The 17,224-nt window shown below is 65.7% G+C and carries 20 protein-coding genes and 2 pseudogenes; 12 read left to right on the top strand and 10 right to left on the bottom strand.

Annotated features, from left to right (window positions below):
- Nucleotides 1-77: 77 nt before the first annotated feature.
- The 6 genes and pseudogenes from GE300_RS07230 to GE300_RS07205 all read right to left on the bottom strand — a co-directional run.
- Nucleotides 78-767, bottom strand: a pseudogene (locus GE300_RS07230) (cation diffusion facilitator family transporter); the annotation flags it as partial.
- 29 nt (nucleotides 768-796) lie between these two features.
- On the bottom strand, nucleotides 797-934 hold the full coding sequence (locus tag GE300_RS22885; protein ID WP_233416841.1) for a hypothetical protein: 138 nt from the start codon (nucleotides 932-934) through the stop codon (nucleotides 797-799).
- Between the two features lie 54 nt (nucleotides 935-988).
- Nucleotides 989-1,600 carry a cation transporter gene (locus GE300_RS07220; protein ID WP_154445872.1) on the bottom strand — a complete coding sequence of 204 codons (612 nt, stop codon included), beginning with the start codon at nucleotides 1,598-1,600 and terminating at the stop codon, nucleotides 989-991.
- Nucleotides 1,601-1,662: 62 nt separating this feature from the next.
- The gene (locus GE300_RS07215; RefSeq protein WP_407647694.1) at nucleotides 1,663-1,929 is read right to left on the bottom strand and encodes a hypothetical protein; all 267 of its coding nucleotides are present in this window, start codon (nucleotides 1,927-1,929) and stop codon (nucleotides 1,663-1,665) included.
- Between the two features lie 124 nt (nucleotides 1,930-2,053).
- Nucleotides 2,054-2,380, bottom strand: a complete 327-nt coding sequence (locus GE300_RS07210) for a YnfA family protein (RefSeq protein WP_233416856.1) — start codon at nucleotides 2,378-2,380, stop codon at nucleotides 2,054-2,056.
- Nucleotide 2,381: 1 nt separating this feature from the next.
- Complete coding sequence (locus tag GE300_RS07205; RefSeq protein WP_154445870.1) at nucleotides 2,382-2,810, bottom strand: MerR family transcriptional regulator; 429 nt, start codon at nucleotides 2,808-2,810, stop codon at nucleotides 2,382-2,384.
- 213 nt (nucleotides 2,811-3,023) lie between these two features.
- Between GE300_RS07205 and GE300_RS07200 the strand changes: the two genes are divergently transcribed.
- The 7 genes and pseudogenes from GE300_RS07200 to GE300_RS07170 all read left to right on the top strand — a co-directional run bounded on the left by GE300_RS07200 (nucleotide 3,024) and on the right by GE300_RS07170 (nucleotide 8,824).
- The gene (locus GE300_RS07200; RefSeq protein WP_154445894.1) at nucleotides 3,024-3,590 is read left to right on the top strand and encodes an SCO family protein; all 567 of its coding nucleotides are present in this window, start codon (nucleotides 3,024-3,026) and stop codon (nucleotides 3,588-3,590) included.
- Between the two features lie 117 nt (nucleotides 3,591-3,707).
- A pseudogene (locus GE300_RS07195) lies at nucleotides 3,708-3,851 on the top strand (SCO family protein); the annotation flags it as partial.
- Nucleotides 3,848-5,218 carry a M23 family metallopeptidase gene (locus GE300_RS07190; protein ID WP_154445869.1) on the top strand — a complete coding sequence of 457 codons (1,371 nt, stop codon included), beginning with the start codon at nucleotides 3,848-3,850 and terminating at the stop codon, nucleotides 5,216-5,218. The pseudogene GE300_RS07195 and the gene GE300_RS07190, both read left to right, overlap by 4 nt.
- Nucleotides 5,219-5,358: 140 nt before the next feature.
- The gene (locus tag GE300_RS07185; RefSeq protein ID WP_154445868.1) at nucleotides 5,359-6,141 is read left to right on the top strand and encodes a ZIP family metal transporter; all 783 of its coding nucleotides are present in this window, start codon (nucleotides 5,359-5,361) and stop codon (nucleotides 6,139-6,141) included.
- A 13-nt stretch (nucleotides 6,142-6,154) separates the two neighbouring features.
- Nucleotides 6,155-6,628, top strand: coding sequence for a signal peptidase II (lspA, locus tag GE300_RS07180; RefSeq protein ID WP_154445867.1), 474 nt, complete (start codon nucleotides 6,155-6,157; stop codon nucleotides 6,626-6,628).
- A gap of 79 nt (nucleotides 6,629-6,707) precedes the next feature.
- On the top strand, nucleotides 6,708-7,703 hold the full coding sequence (locus GE300_RS07175) for a cytochrome c oxidase assembly protein (RefSeq protein ID WP_154445866.1): 996 nt from the start codon (nucleotides 6,708-6,710) through the stop codon (nucleotides 7,701-7,703).
- A gap of 38 nt (nucleotides 7,704-7,741) precedes the next feature.
- On the top strand, nucleotides 7,742-8,824 hold the full coding sequence (locus GE300_RS07170) for a cytochrome c oxidase assembly protein (protein ID WP_154445865.1): 1,083 nt from the start codon (nucleotides 7,742-7,744) through the stop codon (nucleotides 8,822-8,824).
- A 60-nt stretch (nucleotides 8,825-8,884) separates the two neighbouring features.
- Here the strand turns inward: GE300_RS07170 and GE300_RS07165 are convergent, their stop codons facing one another.
- From GE300_RS07165 to GE300_RS07150, 4 genes are read right to left on the bottom strand one after another with little or no spacing between them, the layout of a single operon-like run.
- On the bottom strand, nucleotides 8,885-9,220 hold the full coding sequence (locus GE300_RS07165) for a hypothetical protein (RefSeq protein WP_154445864.1): 336 nt from the start codon (nucleotides 9,218-9,220) through the stop codon (nucleotides 8,885-8,887).
- A complete protein-coding gene (locus GE300_RS07160; RefSeq protein ID WP_233416840.1) occupies nucleotides 9,220-10,125 on the bottom strand; it encodes a DUF6772 family protein in 906 nt (301 codons plus the stop codon). The genes GE300_RS07165 and GE300_RS07160 overlap by 1 nt, the downstream gene beginning before the upstream one ends.
- A 22-nt stretch (nucleotides 10,126-10,147) precedes the next feature.
- Nucleotides 10,148-11,305 carry a mandelate racemase/muconate lactonizing enzyme family protein gene (locus GE300_RS07155; protein ID WP_325063138.1) on the bottom strand — a complete coding sequence of 386 codons (1,158 nt, stop codon included), beginning with the start codon at nucleotides 11,303-11,305 and terminating at the stop codon, nucleotides 10,148-10,150.
- Entirely contained in the window at nucleotides 11,302-12,453 is a 1,152-nt protein-coding gene (locus tag GE300_RS07150) for a mandelate racemase/muconate lactonizing enzyme family protein (protein ID WP_154445863.1), read from the bottom strand. The genes GE300_RS07155 and GE300_RS07150 overlap by 4 nt, the downstream gene beginning before the upstream one ends.
- Nucleotides 12,454-12,585: 132 nt before the next feature.
- Here GE300_RS07150 and GE300_RS07145 point away from each other — a divergent pair, with 132 nt between their 5' ends.
- The 5 genes from GE300_RS07145 (at nucleotide 12,586) to GE300_RS07125 (ending at nucleotide 17,208) form a co-directional block, all read left to right on the top strand.
- Entirely contained in the window at nucleotides 12,586-13,341 is a 756-nt protein-coding gene (locus GE300_RS07145) for a FadR/GntR family transcriptional regulator (protein WP_154445862.1), read from the top strand.
- Nucleotides 13,334-14,107 (top strand): SDR family NAD(P)-dependent oxidoreductase, encoded by a 774-nt coding sequence (locus tag GE300_RS07140; RefSeq protein WP_154445861.1) that lies wholly within the window; start codon nucleotides 13,334-13,336, stop codon nucleotides 14,105-14,107. The genes GE300_RS07145 and GE300_RS07140 overlap by 8 nt, the downstream gene beginning before the upstream one ends.
- A 77-nt stretch (nucleotides 14,108-14,184) precedes the next feature.
- Nucleotides 14,185-15,426: an ABC transporter substrate-binding protein gene (locus tag GE300_RS07135; protein WP_325063137.1), complete on the top strand. Its 1,242-nt coding sequence runs from the start codon at nucleotides 14,185-14,187 to the stop codon at nucleotides 15,424-15,426.
- Nucleotides 15,427-15,430: 4 nt separating this feature from the next.
- Nucleotides 15,431-16,360, top strand: coding sequence for a carbohydrate ABC transporter permease (locus GE300_RS07130; protein WP_154445859.1), 930 nt, complete (start codon nucleotides 15,431-15,433; stop codon nucleotides 16,358-16,360).
- Nucleotides 16,360-17,208, top strand: coding sequence for a carbohydrate ABC transporter permease (locus tag GE300_RS07125; protein WP_233416839.1), 849 nt, complete (start codon nucleotides 16,360-16,362; stop codon nucleotides 17,206-17,208). The genes GE300_RS07130 and GE300_RS07125 overlap by 1 nt, the downstream gene beginning before the upstream one ends.
- Nucleotides 17,209-17,224 lie beyond the last annotated feature (16 nt).

Raw genomic sequence — 17,224 nt, 5'->3', positions numbered from 1 at the left:
AATCGGTGACCGGATCAGATTGGAATGGGTGACCGGATCAAATCGGAATCCCCGACCGGATCACCCCGGAACGCGCAGTCCACACCGCGCATCGCCCCGACGACGTCATTCCCGTCGATGTCGGGTGGGCTGCCGAGCATCAATGTCCGGATCGGACCGCCGATCTCGGTAAGGGCCAGATAGAGGATGTAGAGCGCGATGCCGATGGTGATCGCCGGGTCGACCCACCGCAAGTCGTAGAGGATGATCAGCGTGCCGCCCGCGACCACGGCGACCGAGGCGGCGGCGTCCGACAGGTTGTGCAGGAACAGCGCCCGGATGTTCACGCTGCCCTTCTGCATCGAGTAGGTGAGCATCGCCGTCAAGGTGTCGATCACCAGCGCCACCCCGCCCAGGATCACGACCGTCCAGCCCTGTACCTCGGGCGGGTCGATCATCCGCATGCCGCCCTCGTAGATCAGGTAGAAGCCGATCAGGACCAAGGTTGTATAGTTGATCAGCGCCGCGACGATCTCGACCCTTCCGTAGCCGAATGTCATGCGCTCGTCGGCGGGTCGCCGGGCGATCTTGCGCGCGGCGAAAGCGATGACCAGCGACGCCATGTCAGAGAAGTTGTGCAGGGCATCCGCGATCAGCGCGAGACTGCCGGACAGGATCCCGCCGACGACCTGCGCGACGGTCAGAAGGCCGTTGGCCCAGATGGCGATGGAGACGCGGCGGTCGCCGGACTCGGGGTCGATATGGGCGTGGCCGTGATCATGCGGCATTTCTGCTTCCTTTCATTGAATTCGGGGTCTCACATCACCTCTTCGAGCGAGAGGAGCAGAAGGAAACTGACGAAGAACATCGCCGCGGCGAAGACGACCCCGGCGGCGAGGTGCTGAATGGCGCTGACGAGGCGGGTAGCGCCGGGCCGCAAGTTGACCGCAACCAAGGTTCCCGGAATTGCAACCGCGACCGGTAAGAGCGTACGGACCCCGGGCAGCGGTCATTCGCCCTCATCATGCACCGCCTTGTGATGCTCGCCATGGGCATCGCGGAGAATCTTGACCCCGCCCCAGACGAACAGCCCCGCGACCGCAATGCCGACGGCCAGGTCCGGCCAGTTGCTGTCCAGCCACCAGACCAGCCCACCGGCGATGAGAATACCGCCGTTCGCGGCGAAATCGTTCCAGCTGAATGTGTTTGCGGCACGGACGTTGACATCGGGATTCTCGATTCTGGCCAGGAGCCAGACGCAGATCACGTTCACGACGGCCGCGATCAATGACATGGTGATCATCAGGCCGCCCAGCGGCTCCGACCCGGCGTAGTAGCGCCGCACCGCATCGACCAGAACGCCCGCCGCAAACAGCAGCAGCATCCCGCCCGAGACGTTCGCGGCCGCCCGTTTCCATTTATCCGCCCGCGACAGCGCAAAGAGGCTGATGGCATAGACGACCGTGTCGGAGGTGTTGTCGAGCCCGTTGGCGATCAACCCGCTGGAATCCCCGATCGTGCCGGTCACGAAAAAGCCGATGGCGATCGCCAGGTTCAGCAGCAGTACGATCCACAACGCGCGTCTCTGTTCTGCGGTTTCCGCTTCAATGGTCTCGGACAATATCCTGTTCCTCTGCTGTTGATCGCGCGATCCGGAAAGGGATCGCGGGAGTTGACCGAAATTCAGGGCAACAAATGCGCGCCTGGAAGATGCCGGGTAATGTCGCCGGAAACGATCGCCGCAGCGCGCCTCCACGTAGCGGTGCGGGAGAGCGCAAGAAGGCCGATGCCAAAGACGAAACTGTCCGACAGATTGTCGAGGCCATTGGCGATAAGCGCGCTGGAATCGCCGAAGGCACCGGATGTGAAGAAAGCGATTGCCAGCCCGACGTTGAGGCACAGAACGATCCAGAGCGTGCGTTTTTCCGAGGCGTTCTGCTGCTCTGCCATAAACTATTGCCAAACCTAGGTCCGTGCCGAAGCGGAACCACGAGCGACAAGATTTCGTTCCGGTCTCTTGCGTGAAGGACGGGCAACCGAATTCACTTGAGGCGGACAAGTCCACGCGTATTTCCTAACTTCCACGCGGCGCGGCAAGAATGATCGTTGCCCCCAACAGACAAACGGCTGTGCCCAGAAGATCCCATCTATCGGGCTTGTGCCCTTCGGCCAGCCACATCCACAGAACCGCGGCCGCAATATAGACGCCACCATAGGCGGCGAATGCGCGGCCCGCGGCGACGGTCTCCACCTGCGCCAGGAGCCAGCCGAACGCCACGAGGGCAGCAATGCCCGGCACGATCCAGAGTGTGGAAGCGCCCAGACGCCACCAGGCCCGGATGGCGAAACACCCTGCAATCTCGGCCAGCGCCGCAAGCGGATACGCTATCGCCGCAGGCAACTCAGGCGCCGATCTCTTCATGCTCGGTCAGGCATTCGGAATGATCACGCAAGACATCCAGCACTCGGCAATCGGACGTCTGCCCGCCGCTGCACTCGTGCACCATCCGCTCCAGTTCCATGCGGAGTGCCTCCAGCCGGGCCAATCGTTGCTCGACCTGTCTGAGCTGCCGACGGGCGATTGCATCCGCCTCCGCGCAGGGCTTGTCCGGGCGTTCGCTGAGATCGAGGAGTTCGCGGATCGAATCCAGCGAGAAACCCAGCTGCCGCGCGTGCCGGACGAATGACAGGCGGTCCAGTTCGGCGTCGCCATAGCGGCGCTGGCCGCCCTCGGTCCTGCCCGGCTCCGGCAACAGCCCGATCTGCTCGTAATACCGGATTGTCTGTACTTTCGTTCCGGTCTTCTTCGCCAGCGTCCCGATCGACAGCATTCCCGCTCTCCGCATTGTCTACAGTGTATGTAGCTTTAGGCCGTGCGGACCACAAGACACCAGCTGTCTTCACAGACAGGTGATCGCTGGGCGATCCGCTACGATGACGCTTGAATCTACAGCAGCTAGAGGATGTAAACGCGCAAAAAATGTGGAATCAGAATGGGGCGGAGCGGTGTGAGGCTTTCAGGTCTTCAGAAGGTATTGTGGGTGCTGGCGGGCGTGGCGGTGCTCGCTTTCATCTGGTTGTTGCTGTGGTCAGACGACCGTGTCGACCGCACCGGCGCCGAGAATGAACCACCGTTCTACGCTGACTTCGAACTGACCGATCATCAAGGCATGGTCCGCACGGAGGAAGACTTCGCTGGGCGCTGGATGCTGGTCTTCTTCGGCTTCACCAACTGCCCCGATGTCTGCCCGACGACACTGGCGGAGGTTGCGGCCGTGATGGAGGATCTGGGAGACGAGGCGGCAAAGGTGCAACCGATTTTCATCACGATCGATCCCGAACGGGATACGCCGGCGGCACTTTCCGAGTATGTGCCGCTGTTCGACGCCGGGATCATCGGGCTTACCGGCACTCCGGAACAGATCGCCGAGACCTCCGAGACCTTTCCGATCTTCTATGAACGGATCGAGGAGGCCGCGGCGCCGGGCGGATATTTCATGGCGCACACGTCACACCTGTTCCTGTTCGACCCGCAAGCAGGCTTCGCGGACTCCTGGTCCTACGGCACGCCCGCCGAGGAGATCCTCGCCGATCTGAGAGCGCGGATCTGATCGCCATGACCCGACTTTCCGGAGAGCGGGCTCCGGCCTGGATCATCGGGCTCACCGCGTCGCTTGCCGTGCTCTTCATGGCGAGGTGCTGGGGCAGGATCGCGCGAGCGGGGCGACTACACGATGAACCATACTGCGAGCGTTTTCCTGTTCGATGCCGAGGGGCATCTCGTCACCATGATCGATTATCACCAGCCGCGGGAGTTGGCAGTGCCGAAGATCCGCCGCGCACTACGAGAAGATGCTGAGGGAACAACATGAGGATCAAGCGCAAAGCAGCGGCAGCAGCGATCGCGGGCACGTTTTCGGTGACCGCCATCACTGTCTCTGACGGTCTGTCCAAGGAACCGGTGCCGCCTGCGCTTGCAGGAGCGAGCCTTTGGGCCCCTGATCCTCTTGCGCCGCCCCGGATTGTCGAAACCGGTTCGGTCCGCCCTGCGCCGGTCCAGGATGTGACGCCCGCGTTCAGACCGGCGCCTCTGCGGCCTGTTTCTCTCGCGGACGCCTTCGTGCCATCGTTCGAGCCTTCCTTGACCACCTGGTCGCGGGAGATCGCGTCGGGCGAAACACTTGATGCGGTTCTGGCCGATGCGGGGCTGCGTGCCGCGGACCGTGTGGAAATCGCCCTGGCGCTCGGCGCGGAATACGACCTGCGTCGTCTGCGTCCGGGGCACGTCATTACCGTGGTTACAAAAACGGACGGCAACCCGCGCCGGGTCGAGCTCGCAGTCGAAGACGGCATCCGGATCGAGGCGGTCTTCGGCGAGCAGCTTGCCACCCGCGTATTGGAGCCGGACCCGGACACGGTGACTTTCGCCGGCGAGACGGTGATCGAAAGCTCGATCTTCGCAGCACTCGACAAGGCAGACATCCCCGCCCGATTTGCGGTCGACCTGGCGCAGATGCTTGGCGGCACGGTTGATTTCCGGCGCGAACTTGCGGGCGGCGAGACGTTGCGTCTGCTGTGGCGCGAGGCGCGCGTCGGGGAGCAGGTGATCGGCGAGCCGGAACTTGCTTTCGCCGCTCTGGATCTCGGCGGTTCGGTCTATGAGATCATCTGGCCGGACGACGGCAGCGGACGGGCGACGATCTATGTCGACGGAGAGGTCTTGCGCGTCTTTGCACAGCCGGTCGAGGGCGCAAGGATAAGCTCGGTTTTCGGACGCAGGCGGCATCCCGTCTATGGAAATACACGCATGCATACGGGCGTCGACTTTGCCGCCGCACACGGCACGCCGGTTCGCGCGACCGCACCGGGCCGCGTCAGTTTCATCGGGTGGCGCGGCGGCTATGGCCGCGTGATCGAGATCGCGCATGGCTCCGGCACCCTGACCCGCTATTCACATCTGAGCGGCGTGACCGACGGGCTGGCGAAGGGCGATCGCGTCGCAGCGGGTGATGTCATCGGTCGTGTGGGGGCGACAGGCACCACCACAGGCCCGAACATGCACTATGAGGTCCGGGTAAACGGTCGTCCGACCGATCCTCTCACGGACGACAGGCTGGCCGAGGTGACCGAGCGCAAAACCGACGACGCGGCGGCGCTGACGCGACTGAGCGAGGCACGCTCGCTTCTGGCCAAACGGCTCGCCAGCGAATTCGCCCGTACGGCAACGGAAAGGCTGTGATCCATGAAACGGCATGCGTCCGATTGCGCGATCGCCTTTTTTTGGCTTCCCGTGGCACAAGACGTCGCCGGGGACGTTTGTACAGAGGTCCGCACAAGCTCCGCCGGCACCTGACCGACGTATCCGCAAGGCAGTAGACATTGGAACCTCTCTCCCCCATCGCCCTCGGCTTTCTCGGAAGCCTGGCCGCCGGATCGCTGACCGCCTTCGGCGCGCTGCCCGTGCTGGGAGGGCGTTTGCCCTCGCGGGCCACGCGCGACCTGCTGCTCGGTTTCGCGGCGGGGGTCATGCTCGCGGCCTCGTTCTTTTCATTGATCATCCCGGCGCTCGACGCTGCGGAAGTGCGCTTCGACAATGGCGCGACCCCGGCCGCCATCGTCTGCATCGCGATCCTCCTGGGCATGGGCGCGGTTCACCTGATGAACGAAAAGCTGCCGCACGAGCACTTCAAGTCGGGGCGGGAAGGGCCCGATGCGGCCTCGCTGCGGCGCGTCTGGCTCTTCATCATCGCGATCACGATCCACAACTTTCCCGAGGGGCTGGCGGTCGGCGTCGGGTTCGGGGCCGATGGCCTGTCGGGCGGGCTGCCGCTCGCGATCGGCATAGGCTTGCAGAACGCGCCCGAGGGCCTCGCGGTGGCGGTCTCGCTGCTTGGCGAGGGCTACTCGAAGGGCCGCGCCTGGGGCATCGCGGCCATGACCGGGCTCGTCGAGCCGGTCGGCGGCCTGCTGGGCGCCGGGATCATCAGCATCTCGCAACCGATCCTCCCGTGGGGCCTTGCCTTCGCGGCGGGGGCGATGCTCTACGTCATCAGCCACGAGATCATCCCGGAGACCCACCGTTCCGGCCATCAGAACAGGGCGACACTCGGCCTTGCGGTCGGACTGGTGATCATGCTGTTCCTCGACGTCTGGCTGGGGTGACCCGATGCGACAGATGAAACCGTTACTTCTCACCGGTGTGTTTGCGGCCCTGATAGCCTTTCTTGCAGATCAGGTGACGAAAGCGATCGTCGTCGCCAACGCGGCTGTCCTGAGCACCGGCGTGCCGGTGTTTCCCGGCTTCAATCTCGTCTACCTGCGCAACGACGGCGTCTCCTTCGGGCTTCTCGGCGGCGTGCCGTGGTGGAGCCTCGCGGTGCTGGCTCTCGCCATCTGCGTCTGGATGGCGGTCTTGCTGACCCGCGCCACAAGCCGGATCGAGGCGCTTGCCTATGGCGCGATTATCGGCGGTGCGCTCGGCAACGTCATGGATCGCGCGCGCTATCGTGCGGTGACCGATTTCCTCGATTTCTATGTCGGGGCCTCGCACTGGCCCGCCTTCAACCTGGCGGACGTGTTCGTGGTCGGCGGCGTGGGGCTGCTCCTTGCCGCGCCCTGGCTGAGTTCGATCCGCCGATACAGCCCGTGACCGCAATCCCGAACTTTCGTTCCGTCCCGGCTCCGTCTCCGGTCTGCTCCGGCCGGGAACGGATACCGGCTATCCGCCCATGATCGGGTATCTCATTCTCTACGATCCGCTTGGCTATGCGGTTTCGCCGGTATCGCTGGTCCTGGTCGGCATGGCCGCATGGGTCTACATGCGTGGCCTTGCGCGATCCGTTCGCATTCTCGGAAAGGTTGCCGCCTGGCGGCAGTTGCTGTTCTTCGCCGGTCTCGCCTGCGTCCTTGCCGCCACGAACGCGCCACTGGCCCCGACGGGGCACAGTCTCTTTCTTGCCCATCAGATGGAGCACCTGCTTCTCCGGCTTGTCGGCCCGTTGCTTGTTGCAGTGTCCCAGCCCTGGGCGATACTGCTGTGCGGGTTTGGGCAACGCGGGCGGCGGCAGCTCGGCGGCCTCGGGAAGTCCGGCAGTGTGCGGTTCCTGGCGCACCCGGCAATCGCCACCGCCTTGGTGGTGGCGGCGCTTTTTCTGTGGCAGATACCGGTTCTCTACGGGCTTGCGCAGCGCGTGGCGGCGGTCGAAGCCCTTGCGCATCTGTCCATGGTCCTGGCGGGGACCTGGTATTTCGCCATGCTGTTCGATCGCCGGGATCCGCCCGAGGGCGCGCGCCGCGGAGCGCGCCTGATCTCCGGTTTCGTGGTGATCGTTTCCAACATCTTGCTCGGCTCCCTGACGACGCTCAAGGAGATCGAGCTTTATGCGTCCTACCAAATGGCAACGAACAGGACCGGGCTCAGCGCCCTGGCCGACGAAACCATCGGCGGCTACACGATCTGGGTGCCCTCTTCGATGGTTCTGATCGTGGCCATCATCCTCGTACTGAACGGCTGGAACGCTTCGGAAAATCGGCGGTGGAACAGCCGATACGACCTGATGCGCGGCGCGAATTCGGCGGCGCTCGAATTTCCGGAAACGGCGCAAGAGCTGCGCCTCAAGGTCGAGAAGCCGAACCGCGATATGGGCCGGACGCTTGCGCTGGGCGCTGTTGCGATGTTCTCGGTCGTCACGATCACGGTCATGACGATCGTGTACGCGCTTTGAAAACGCCACCGACACCTACCGATGCGCAGGTCCTGGGCATGACCCGAAAGACAAGATATTCAGCAATCACGGGTTTGGTGACCGGGTTGCTTTCGGCGGCTTTGCCCGGCATCGCCCGGGCACATGGTGGACGCGATCTCGACGCGGGTGCTGTCTGGGCGGCGTGGAACCAGACACTCGCGGTCAGCGGTCCGCTTGTTCTGCTGGGCGTGATCTATCTTCGTGGCGCGATCCGACGGTCGAGGGCGCGCACGCGGGTCTCCACCGCGCGCCACATCGCCTTTGCCACGGGTCTGGCGGCGGTATTCCTGTCGCTGCAATCCCCCATCGACCCGATGGGCGAGAGGTTGTTCGTCGCGCATCAGATCCAGCACCTTCTCCTGCGTATGCTCGGCCCGATGCTGCTGATGCTGTCGCGCCCGGCGGCGATCATGACGGTCGGCCTTCCAAGGGGCCTTCGGACCGGCGCACTGTCGCCGCTGGCCTCGAGCGGCTTCGTCGGAGGCGCCTTTCGCTATCTGCAGCGCCCGTGGGTTGCCACGTTCCTGTTCGTGCTTTCGCTGTACGTCTGGCAGGTGCCGGCGATCCACAATGCCGCCATCGTCAACGATCTCGTTCACTGGGCGATGCACCTGACGATGCTGGTTGCCGGGCTTGTCTTCTTCGCGATGATATTCACCGAACGTGACCGACCGGACGCGCCATCGCACTTCCTGCGCATCGTCATCCTGTTCGTCACGATACTCTCCAACATTTTCCTCGGCGCCCTGACGACATTCAAGACGAGCGTTCTCTACACGGCCTACGACATCGACGGGCGGCTCTTCGGCATTTCACCGCTCGCGGACGAGACCGGAGGCGGCTTTGTCCTTTGGGTTCCCGGAAGCATGATGGCGATCATCGCCCTGCTGATCGTCATACATGACCGGAACCGTATCGAAGAGAAACACATCGGTCGCGGCCTGGATCAAAGCGGCGCGCGGCAGCAGACGTCCGGAACGCGCGTGGCCTCGGATCACGGCGCTCGAAATCGGCGCGTGGGCCTGGCCCTTGCGATGATCGTGCCGACAATCATCGCATTGATCCTTGGTGTGGCCTCGTTCGTGACAGTGGTTTCCTGAAGGACGCAACCCGAAACGCCGCCATGTGCCGCTTGCGGATTGCCGAAGCGGGGCCGGTGGTTACGATTTGAGATGCAGCGTCACCAGAACCGTAGCCCCAGATCCGGTCGCGAAGTCGGCGCGCAACCGCAACCAGTTTCCGAAATGGGAAATCCGGGCCATGGCGATGCCGCCCTCGGTTTCCGGCAACGCCAGCGCAGTTCCCTCCGGCAGCCAGTGCATGCCGTCTGGCGACATCTCGACAATGGCCCGGGGCTGCGGTCCGGTCGGCTCTTTCAGCGCCCGGACGAAGATCACGGCCTCTCGGGCCCAGCCGGCCTCGTAGGGTTCGGTCGCGGCGGTTCCGGTCCAGTCCTCGTTCCGCGCCAGGATTGCGGTGGTGCTTTCAGCGAGCATCAGAAATCACCTGAAACGCAGACGGAATCGACGTAGAGAAAGGCGCGCTTGGCGGCGTCGGTTTCGGCGAACAGGCAGAAATTCAGCATGCACCAGAGGTTTTTCATCGCCGGTATCCGGATCGGCTCGAATGCGGATACATCGAACTCGCGATCGTTGCATCGGAACGAGAGCGCCTGCATCGCGCGCAGATCGAAGTCGAACCGAATATAGCTCCAGTTCACCTTGGTGGCGATCTCGTTGTAGCACAGCCGCTGCTCGCCGCCGGGCAGGTCCTGCCAGTCATCGGGGGCCAGGTGGTAGTGGCTGGCGGTCTTGTTGCTGTCGCCGATTGCCTTGAAGTCGGTCGATTTCGACTTGAACTGCCACTTCTGCACATGGCTGCCGCCCATGGCATTGAGAAACCGCATGTGCGGCATGACCCGGTCGATCGGGCCGTCGCCGTCGCCGCCCTGCAGGTCGAACAGGAAGCCGAACGAGCGCACGTCTGTCTCGCTCAGCCTCAGCTCGGTGGCCTCGGGCTTGAAGGTGACGTAGGCCTCGAACCGGATCGGGCAGCGCTCGCGCATGGTCAGGCGCTTGATCGCCACGTTCTGTGCGCCGGGGCGCGGCCGCGTGGCGATCTTCAGCGCGTAGGAACTGTCGATGCCGCCGTGCGATCCGGCGTCCCAGTGACCGAGCGTCGAGAGCATGGCGCTGGTGTGCTGGGCATAGCCGGGCAGCATGGTGTCCAGCGTGTCCTCGTAGTTGCCGACAAGTTGCGACCAGCCGCAATGTCCGCGCGAGAAATCGTCATGCGAGATGATCCGCCGCATCGGGTCGAAACGGCTGAGCGCCGGATCAGCCAGGCGCAGCGCGCGCAGCATGGCGGATTCAAGGTCCGCTTGGGCGGAGGTCTGGTTCACGGCTTCTCGCTCCTTGCTTCGGTCACTCGGGGCTGCGCAGGCGGCGAACCGCGTCCCAGTCGATCGTCAGTCCCAGACCTGGGCCGGTGGGGACATCCAGCCGCCCGCCTTGCTGCCGCAGGCAGCCCGGAGCGAGATCGGCCAGCTCGGTCTTGAACGGGCTGCGGTCGCCCTCGCATTCCATCACCCGGAAGTTCGGCGCCGCGGCGGACAGATGCACCGATGCGGTTTCACAGACGATCCCGGACATGCCGACATGAGGGGCATAGGCCACGTCGTGGGCGTGGGCGAAATCCGCCATCCGCCGGGTCTCGGTGATCCCGCCGGCCCGGGCGACGTCCGGCTGCAGCACCGACAGCGTGCGGTTGGCGACCAGCCGCCTCGCCTGATCGACGGTGAAGTTGCTCTCCCCGGCGGCCAACGGCACGTCGCAGCGGCGGCGGAGCTCTTCGTAGCCCTGCTCATTCTCCGGCTCCAGCGGCTCTTCGAACCAGACATAGCCGTTGGCGGCCAGGGCGCGCCCCACCTCGACGGCCTCGTCCAGCCCGTACGCCCAGTTGGCATCGACGCACAGCTCGACATCGTCGCCGGCACGCTTGCGCATCAGCTCGATGCGGCGGCAGGCGTCGGCGACCGGCCTGGCCATCTTGACCTTGATCCGGGGGAAGCCTTGCGCCAGCAGCGCCGCCAGCTCGGCCTCCATGTCCGCGTCGTCGCCCCAGTTGACGGCGGCGGCATAGACGTCGATCTCGGAGCGCCCCATGCCGCCGAGCAATGTCGCGATGGGCAGGCCGGCGGCCTTGCCGTGAATGTCCCACAGGGCGATGTCGACGCCCGCGATGGCCTCGATCAGCATGCCGCCTGCCCGCCCCGACAAGGCGCGGCGCAGGGCGTGCCAGTGCGCGGCGATGGAGCCGGCCGGCTGGCCGACCAGACGTGGCTTCAGCGCGGTCTCGATCAGGTTGCAATAGGCGCGCGGGGCGAACCGCGCCAGGGTCTCGCCGACGCCGGTGATCCCGGCGTCCGTGCGGACCTCGACAAGGACAATGGACACCTGCTCGTACCGGCCCCACGAAGTGACGGTGGGTTTCGGCAGCCGCTGGGTCAGCGGGTGGGCGATGACGTCCGTTATGCGGATGTCGTGAGCTTTCGGCGGCACGGGAGCAGACGCGTGGGTCACGCCACATCCTTCCTTGCCAGGAATTCCATCGACGCCACCGCGTCCCAGTCGATCGACAGGCCCAGCCCCGGTTCCTGCGGCACCGCCAGGTTTCCGTTTGCCGCCCGCGCCGCGCCCGGCGCAAGATCGGCGAGCTCCGATTTGAACCGGTTGGCCGAGACCGGGCATTCCATGACCCGGGCGTTGGGCAGGGCGGCGGCGAGATGCAGGCTCGCCGCCTCGCAGATGATCCCCGACATGCCGACATGCGGCGCATAGGCGACGTCGTGCTGCGCCGCCAGCCGTGCCATCCGCAGCGTTTCCGAGATCCCTCCGGCGCGGGTGACGTTCGGCTGCAGGCACGACAGCGTCCGGTCCCGCACCAGCGGCGCGGCCTGATCGGCGGTATAGTTGCTTTCTCCGGCCGCCAGCGGCACCGGACAGCGGGCGCGCAGCATGCGGTAGCCGTCCTCGTCCTCGGGGCGCAGCGGTTCCTCGAACCAGGTATAGCCATTGTCGGCCAGCGCGCGGCCCACGGTCGCGGCGTCGTCCAGCACATAGGCCCAGTTGGCGTCCGCGGTCAGCTCGACGTCGTCGCCGGCCAGTTTCCGGACCAGGGCGATCCGCGCGCAGGCGGCGCGGACCGGTGTGCCGATCTTGATCTTCATCCGGCCGAAACCACGCTCGGCGAACCTTGCGACCGTCTCGGCGACCGCCTCGTCATCGCCGCCCCAGTTCACCGAGGCGGCATAGACCGGCACTTCGGGACGCGCCTCGCCGTGCAGCAGGCGCCAGATCGGCAGGTTGGCGGCCTTGCCCGCGATGTCCCACAGGGCGATGTCCACCCCGGCGATCGCCTCGATCAGCATCCCGCCGGCGCGGCCGGACAAGGCCCGGCGCATCCGGGCCCAGTTTGCGCCAATGGCCAGCGGGTCCTGTCCCAGCAGCCGCGGCGCCAGGGCGGCTTCAACCAGCTCGGCATAGGCGACCGGCGCGAACCGGGCGAGCGATTCGCCGACGCCGACCAGACCGGTGTCCGTCCGCACCTCGACCAACAGGATCGACACGGCATCATATCGGCCCCACGAGGTTTGCGTCGGTGCCGGAAGCCGCTGGGTCAGCGGATGCGCGATGACCTCGATGATTCTGTGCCGGCCGTTCTCGGGCAATGCAACGATCCTCTGCAGCTTGGGGCGCGACCGCCCCCGTTGTAGCGACAGCCCATCCTCTTGGCAACTAACAAACTTAGTTGCTAAGTTGCGAGGGGACTGCTAGACCAATTTCGAGCGAAGGGTGCGCGAATGAACGATTCCGCCGACGAACCGCTGTTTTCTGCCAAGCCGAGCGCGCCGCAGCGCCTGGCCGACACGGTGTCCGAGGCCATCGCCAAGGCGCTGTTCGACGGCCGGTTCGCGCCGGGCGATCCGCTGCCGTCCGAGGGCGACATCGCCAGGGAATTCGGCGTCAGCAAACCGGTCGCGCGCGAGGCGCTGCGCCAGCTGTCCGGGGTCGGGCTGATCCACACCCAGCAAGGCAAGGTCGCCCGCGCCAAGGCGCTGACCGGAGAGCCGCTGGACCGCATCTACGGCTACGCCATCCGCTCCAGCCTGACGCGGCTGCGCGAGGCGAACGAGATGCGCCGTGTGGTCGAAGCCGGGATCGCGAGACTCGCGGCGGAGCGGCGCTGCGCCGAGGGCGTCGCCGCGCTGGAGCGTGCGGTGCAAAGCATGCACGACACCTTCGGCCAGCCCGACCGGTTCACCGAGGCGGACATCGCGTTTCATCTCGGCATGGCGATGGCGACCGGCAATGCGATGATCCGGATGCAGGTCGAGGGCATGCGCTCGGTGCAGCGCGAAGTCTCGGAGCTGTTCTCGCGGCGCTCCAACCGCACCCCCGAGGACTGGCGCGATACCATCCGGCGGCACGAGGCGCTGTTCGAGGCGATCCGCGACGGCGACCCGGACCGGGCTGTGCACCTGGTCGCGCGGCACTACGAAGCGGCCGACATTGCCTCGCTCGAGGTTGCAGGCGACCTGGAAGATACCGATGACTGATGCCGCGCAACCGCTTTCCGGCCGCCGGGCGCTGGTGACTGGGGCCGACCGGGGGATCGGCAGGGCGGTGGCGCGCGGCCTGGCGGGGCAGGGCGCGACCATCGTCCTGCACCACCTTGGCAACGCCGAGGGCGCCCGCGAGACCGTCGCAGGGGCGGAGATATTCGAGGCCGATTTCACCCGGCCGGACGCCGCTGCGCATCTGGCCCGCGCCGCGCTGTCGGGCGGGCCGGTCGACATCCTGATCGCCAACGCCGCGATCGAGCGGCGCGGCCCGTGGGTCGAGATCGGCGCCGAGACGGTCGCCGACCATGTCGCGGCGAATTTCACCTCGCTCCTGACGCTGTGCCAGCAACTGGTGCCGCCGATGGCGGCCCGTGGCTGGGGCCGGGTGGTCGCAGTGGGAAGCGTCATGGCGGCGCGTCCGCGGTCGGAAACCCTGGTCTACGCGGCGCTGAAGTCGGCCCAGCTGACGGCGCTGCGCGCGATCGCCCGAGATGTGGCGGCGCGCGGCGTCACGCTGAACGCCGTCGCTCCCGGCGCGATCGAAACCGAGCGCATGGTGGAGCGCTACGCGGATCCGGTGTTTCGCGCCGCGGTCGAGGCCAAGATTCCGGCCGGCCGCCCCGGGCTGCCCGAGGATTGCGTGCCGCCGGTGCTGATGCTGTGCGGCGACGGCGCATCCTACATCACCGGGGCCGAGATCCCCGTCGATGGCGGCTGGACCATCGGCGACGCCCCCGGCGCACTGCCGGCCGCGTCATGATTGCGGGCTGGGGCGCCCGAACCGGAATGCCGCGACACGACACGGATGACGACTGCTTGACAACAGGGAGAGACCCAGTGACCAGACCGACCACGATAGCCTCAGCGGTTGCGGCGCTTGCGCTGCTGTCCGCGCCTCTGGCAGCGCAGGAATTGCGCTTCACCGTTTGGACAGGCAACGACGCCCATCTCGAGATGCTGAACGGCATTGCCGCCAGCTTCGCCGAGAAGCGTCCGGGCGTGACCGTCAACTACGAGACCATCCCGGCCGGCGAGTACGTCCAGAAGCTGACCTTCCAGCTTGCCGGCGGCAACCCGCCGGATCTCGGCTGGATGTTCGAGGATGCCATGCCGACGTTCGTCGGCGCCGGCGCGGTGCGCGAACTCACGCCGGCACTGGAAAGCGCCGAGGGCTACGATCTGGCGGACTTCTCCGAGCCGGCGATGGGCCTTTGGAAAAAGGACGACGCCATCTACGGCGTGCCGTTCTCGACCTCGCCGTTCATGATCTACTACAACAAGGACATGTTCGACGCCGCCGGTCTTGAAGACCCGCTGACCCTGGCTGGCAGGGGCGAGTGGGACATGGACAAGTTCCGCGAGGTCGCCAAGGCGCTGAGCGAAGCGAACGACGCCTACGGCTTCGAGTTCAAGGACGGTCAGGGCTACGACACCCGCATCATGCACGCCCTCATGCCGCCGATCCGCGCGTTCGGCGGCTTTGCCTGGCGCGACGGCGAATGCGGCTTCAACAAGCCCGAGGCGGTGGCGGCGATCACCATGCTGCACGAGATGGTGTTCGAGGACGGCTCGATCGTGCCGCCGGGAGAGCAGGGCGACTACTTCTCGGGTGGCTCGGCGATGACGATCAACCAGATCTCGCGCGCCTCGAAGATGCCCGAGGCCGGGTTCAACTGGGGTATCGCCCCGCTGCCGACCGGCCCCGCCGGCGCCTCGCCGATCATCGGGCAGGCCGGGCTAGTGGTGTTCTCGGAAAGCGAGTATCCGGAACTGGCGGCGGAGTTCATCGCCCACATGACCAAAAAGGAGAACGTCGCCGTGATGGCGCAGTTCTTCCCGCCGGCGCGCAAGTCGGTGCTGGAAAGCGATGCCTTCACCGACGCCAATGCCCTGATCCCGGCCGAGCAGATGCAGAACGTCAGCGCCGCCATCACCGAAGGCACGGTGCTGCCCAGCCACGAGCGCTCGCCGCAGATCAACGCCGCGATGAAGCCGCGCGTCGATGCCCTCTGGCGCGCCGAGGCCGATGTCCAGGCGTCGCTGGACGCGGTCTGCGAAGCCATTCAGGGCGATCTGTGAGCGCATGGTCGCGCTGAACGACACCGAGGCCACGGCGCGCAGGAACAGCGTGCCGTGGCTGACGCTTCGCCGGCGCGAGGCGATCGAGGGATGGCTCTTCGTGAGCCCGACCCTGATCGGATTCCTCATCTTCTTTCTCGGTCCGCTGATTGCGGTGGTGTTCTACTCGCTGTCCGAATGGAACCTGCTCAGCCAACGCGCCACCTATGTCGGCCTCGACAACTACGCCGATGCGCTGACCGCGAACCGGGATTTCTGGCACGTCATCCGCAACTCGATCTTCTTCGCCGCCGGCCTGGTGCCACTGAACATGGCGCTGGCGCTGGCGCTTGCAATCGCACTGTGCCGCCCGGGGCCTGGCGTCGTGTTCTTCCGCACCGTGTTCTTCGCGCCGGTCGTCACCTCGGCCGTGGCCTGGGCCATCGTGTGGCGGTTCCTGCTGCAAGGCGAAGCGGGCGCGGTCAACCAGCTTCTGGCCCATGTCGGGATCGACGGCCCGAACTGGCTGCGCGAGCCGAACTGGGCGATGGTCGCGGTGATCGTCACCCGGGTCATCAAGATGGTCGGGCTGAACATGATCCTCTACATCGCGGCGCTTCAGGCGATCCCGCGCGACTATGAACAGGCCGCCCGGCTGGAAGGCGCGTCCGGCTGGCAGATCTTCCGGATGGTGACCTGGCCGTTGCTGGCGCCGACCACGCTGATCATCATGGTCATCACCACCATCGGCTCGTTCAAGGTCTTCGACCACATCTACCTGATGACCGGCGGCGGCCCCGAGAACGGCACCCTGGTCTTGGCCTACTACATCTACGAGCAGGCGTTCGAGTTCTTCGACATCGGCTATGCCTCGGCGCTGGCGATGATCATGTTCGTCATCGTCCTCGCGCTGACGATCGTGCAGTTGCTGCTGCGCCAGAAAGGATCGGCGTGATGCAGCTGACCCGCCGGCAGACGCGCGTCGTCACCCGCATCTGCTGGGTCCTGTCGCTGAGCCTGGTGGCGGTGCCCTTCGTGTTTCCGTTCCTTTGGATGATCTCGTCGGGCTTCAAGAGCGCCACCGAGATCTTCGGCCAGCCGAGCCTGATCCCGAACGTCTGGCGCTGGAACAACTTCCTGGAGGTCTTCGACTATCAGCCCTTCGCCCGGCAGTACTTCAACTCGATCTACATCGCCTGCGCGGTGACCGGGATCACGCTGATCCTGTCGTCGCTGGCCGGATATGCCCTGGCGCGAATGCGCTTTGCCGGCGCCGGGCTGCTGATGCTGTTCCTGATCTCGGCGCTGATGGTGCCCGAAGAGGTGACGATCGTCCCGAACTTCTTCCTGATGCGTTGGCTCGGGGTGATGGACACCCATGTGCCGCTGATCCTGCTGCCGGTGTTCGGGCCGCACGGGGTGATGGCGACCTTCCTGATGCGGCAGTACTTCGTCGCCCTGCCGAAGGAACTGGAAGAGGCAGGCAAGATGGACGGCCTGTCGCGGCTGGGGATCTGGTGGAAAGTCGCGCTGCCGATGTCCCGGCCGGCGCTGGCGGCGGTGGCGATCATCACGTTCCTGTTCTCGTGGAACCTGTTCCTCGAGCCGCTGGTCTTCCTCTCCAGCCTCGAGAACTTCACCCTGCCGCTGGCGCTGTCGAACTTCACCGATCCCTACGGCGCGCCGCTGTGGCATCTGCAGCTGGCGGCGACCAGCCTTGCCGTGGTGCCGATCCTGGTCGTTTACCTGATCGCGCAGCGGCAGATCATCGAAAGCTTTGCAATGTCCGGGGTCAAGGGCTGACGCTCTGCCGGTCGGG

This window comes from Halovulum marinum, assembly GCF_009697225.1.
Classification (GTDB): domain Bacteria; phylum Pseudomonadota; class Alphaproteobacteria; order Rhodobacterales; family Rhodobacteraceae; genus Halovulum; species Halovulum marinum.
Note: the sequence above shows the minus strand (reverse complement) of the source record. Positions and strands in the feature narration are given on the sequence as shown.

What these genes read in the sequence shown, in the direction of transcription:
- GE300_RS07215 (WP_407647694.1), bottom strand. Translation starts at nt 1,929, where the DNA reads ATGGCAGAGCAGCAGAACGCCTCGGAAAAACGCACGCTCTGGATCGTT.
- GE300_RS07205 (WP_154445870.1), bottom strand. Translation starts at nt 2,810, where the DNA reads ATGCTGTCGATCGGGACGCTGGCGAAGAAGACCGGAACGAAAGTACAG.
- GE300_RS07190 (WP_154445869.1), top strand. Translation starts at nt 3,848, where the DNA reads ATGAGGATCAAGCGCAAAGCAGCGGCAGCAGCGATCGCGGGCACGTTT.
- lspA (WP_154445867.1), top strand. Translation starts at nt 6,155, where the DNA reads ATGAAACCGTTACTTCTCACCGGTGTGTTTGCGGCCCTGATAGCCTTT.
- GE300_RS07175 (WP_154445866.1), top strand. Translation starts at nt 6,708, where the DNA reads ATGATCGGGTATCTCATTCTCTACGATCCGCTTGGCTATGCGGTTTCG.
- GE300_RS07170 (WP_154445865.1), top strand. Translation starts at nt 7,742, where the DNA reads ATGACCCGAAAGACAAGATATTCAGCAATCACGGGTTTGGTGACCGGG.
- GE300_RS07165 (WP_154445864.1), bottom strand. Translation starts at nt 9,220, where the DNA reads ATGCTCGCTGAAAGCACCACCGCAATCCTGGCGCGGAACGAGGACTGG.
- GE300_RS07145 (WP_154445862.1), top strand. Translation starts at nt 12,586, where the DNA reads ATGAACGATTCCGCCGACGAACCGCTGTTTTCTGCCAAGCCGAGCGCG.
- GE300_RS07140 (WP_154445861.1), top strand. Translation starts at nt 13,334, where the DNA reads ATGACTGATGCCGCGCAACCGCTTTCCGGCCGCCGGGCGCTGGTGACT.
- GE300_RS07130 (WP_154445859.1), top strand. Translation starts at nt 15,431, where the DNA reads ATGGTCGCGCTGAACGACACCGAGGCCACGGCGCGCAGGAACAGCGTG.
- GE300_RS07125 (WP_233416839.1), top strand. Translation starts at nt 16,360, where the DNA reads ATGCAGCTGACCCGCCGGCAGACGCGCGTCGTCACCCGCATCTGCTGG.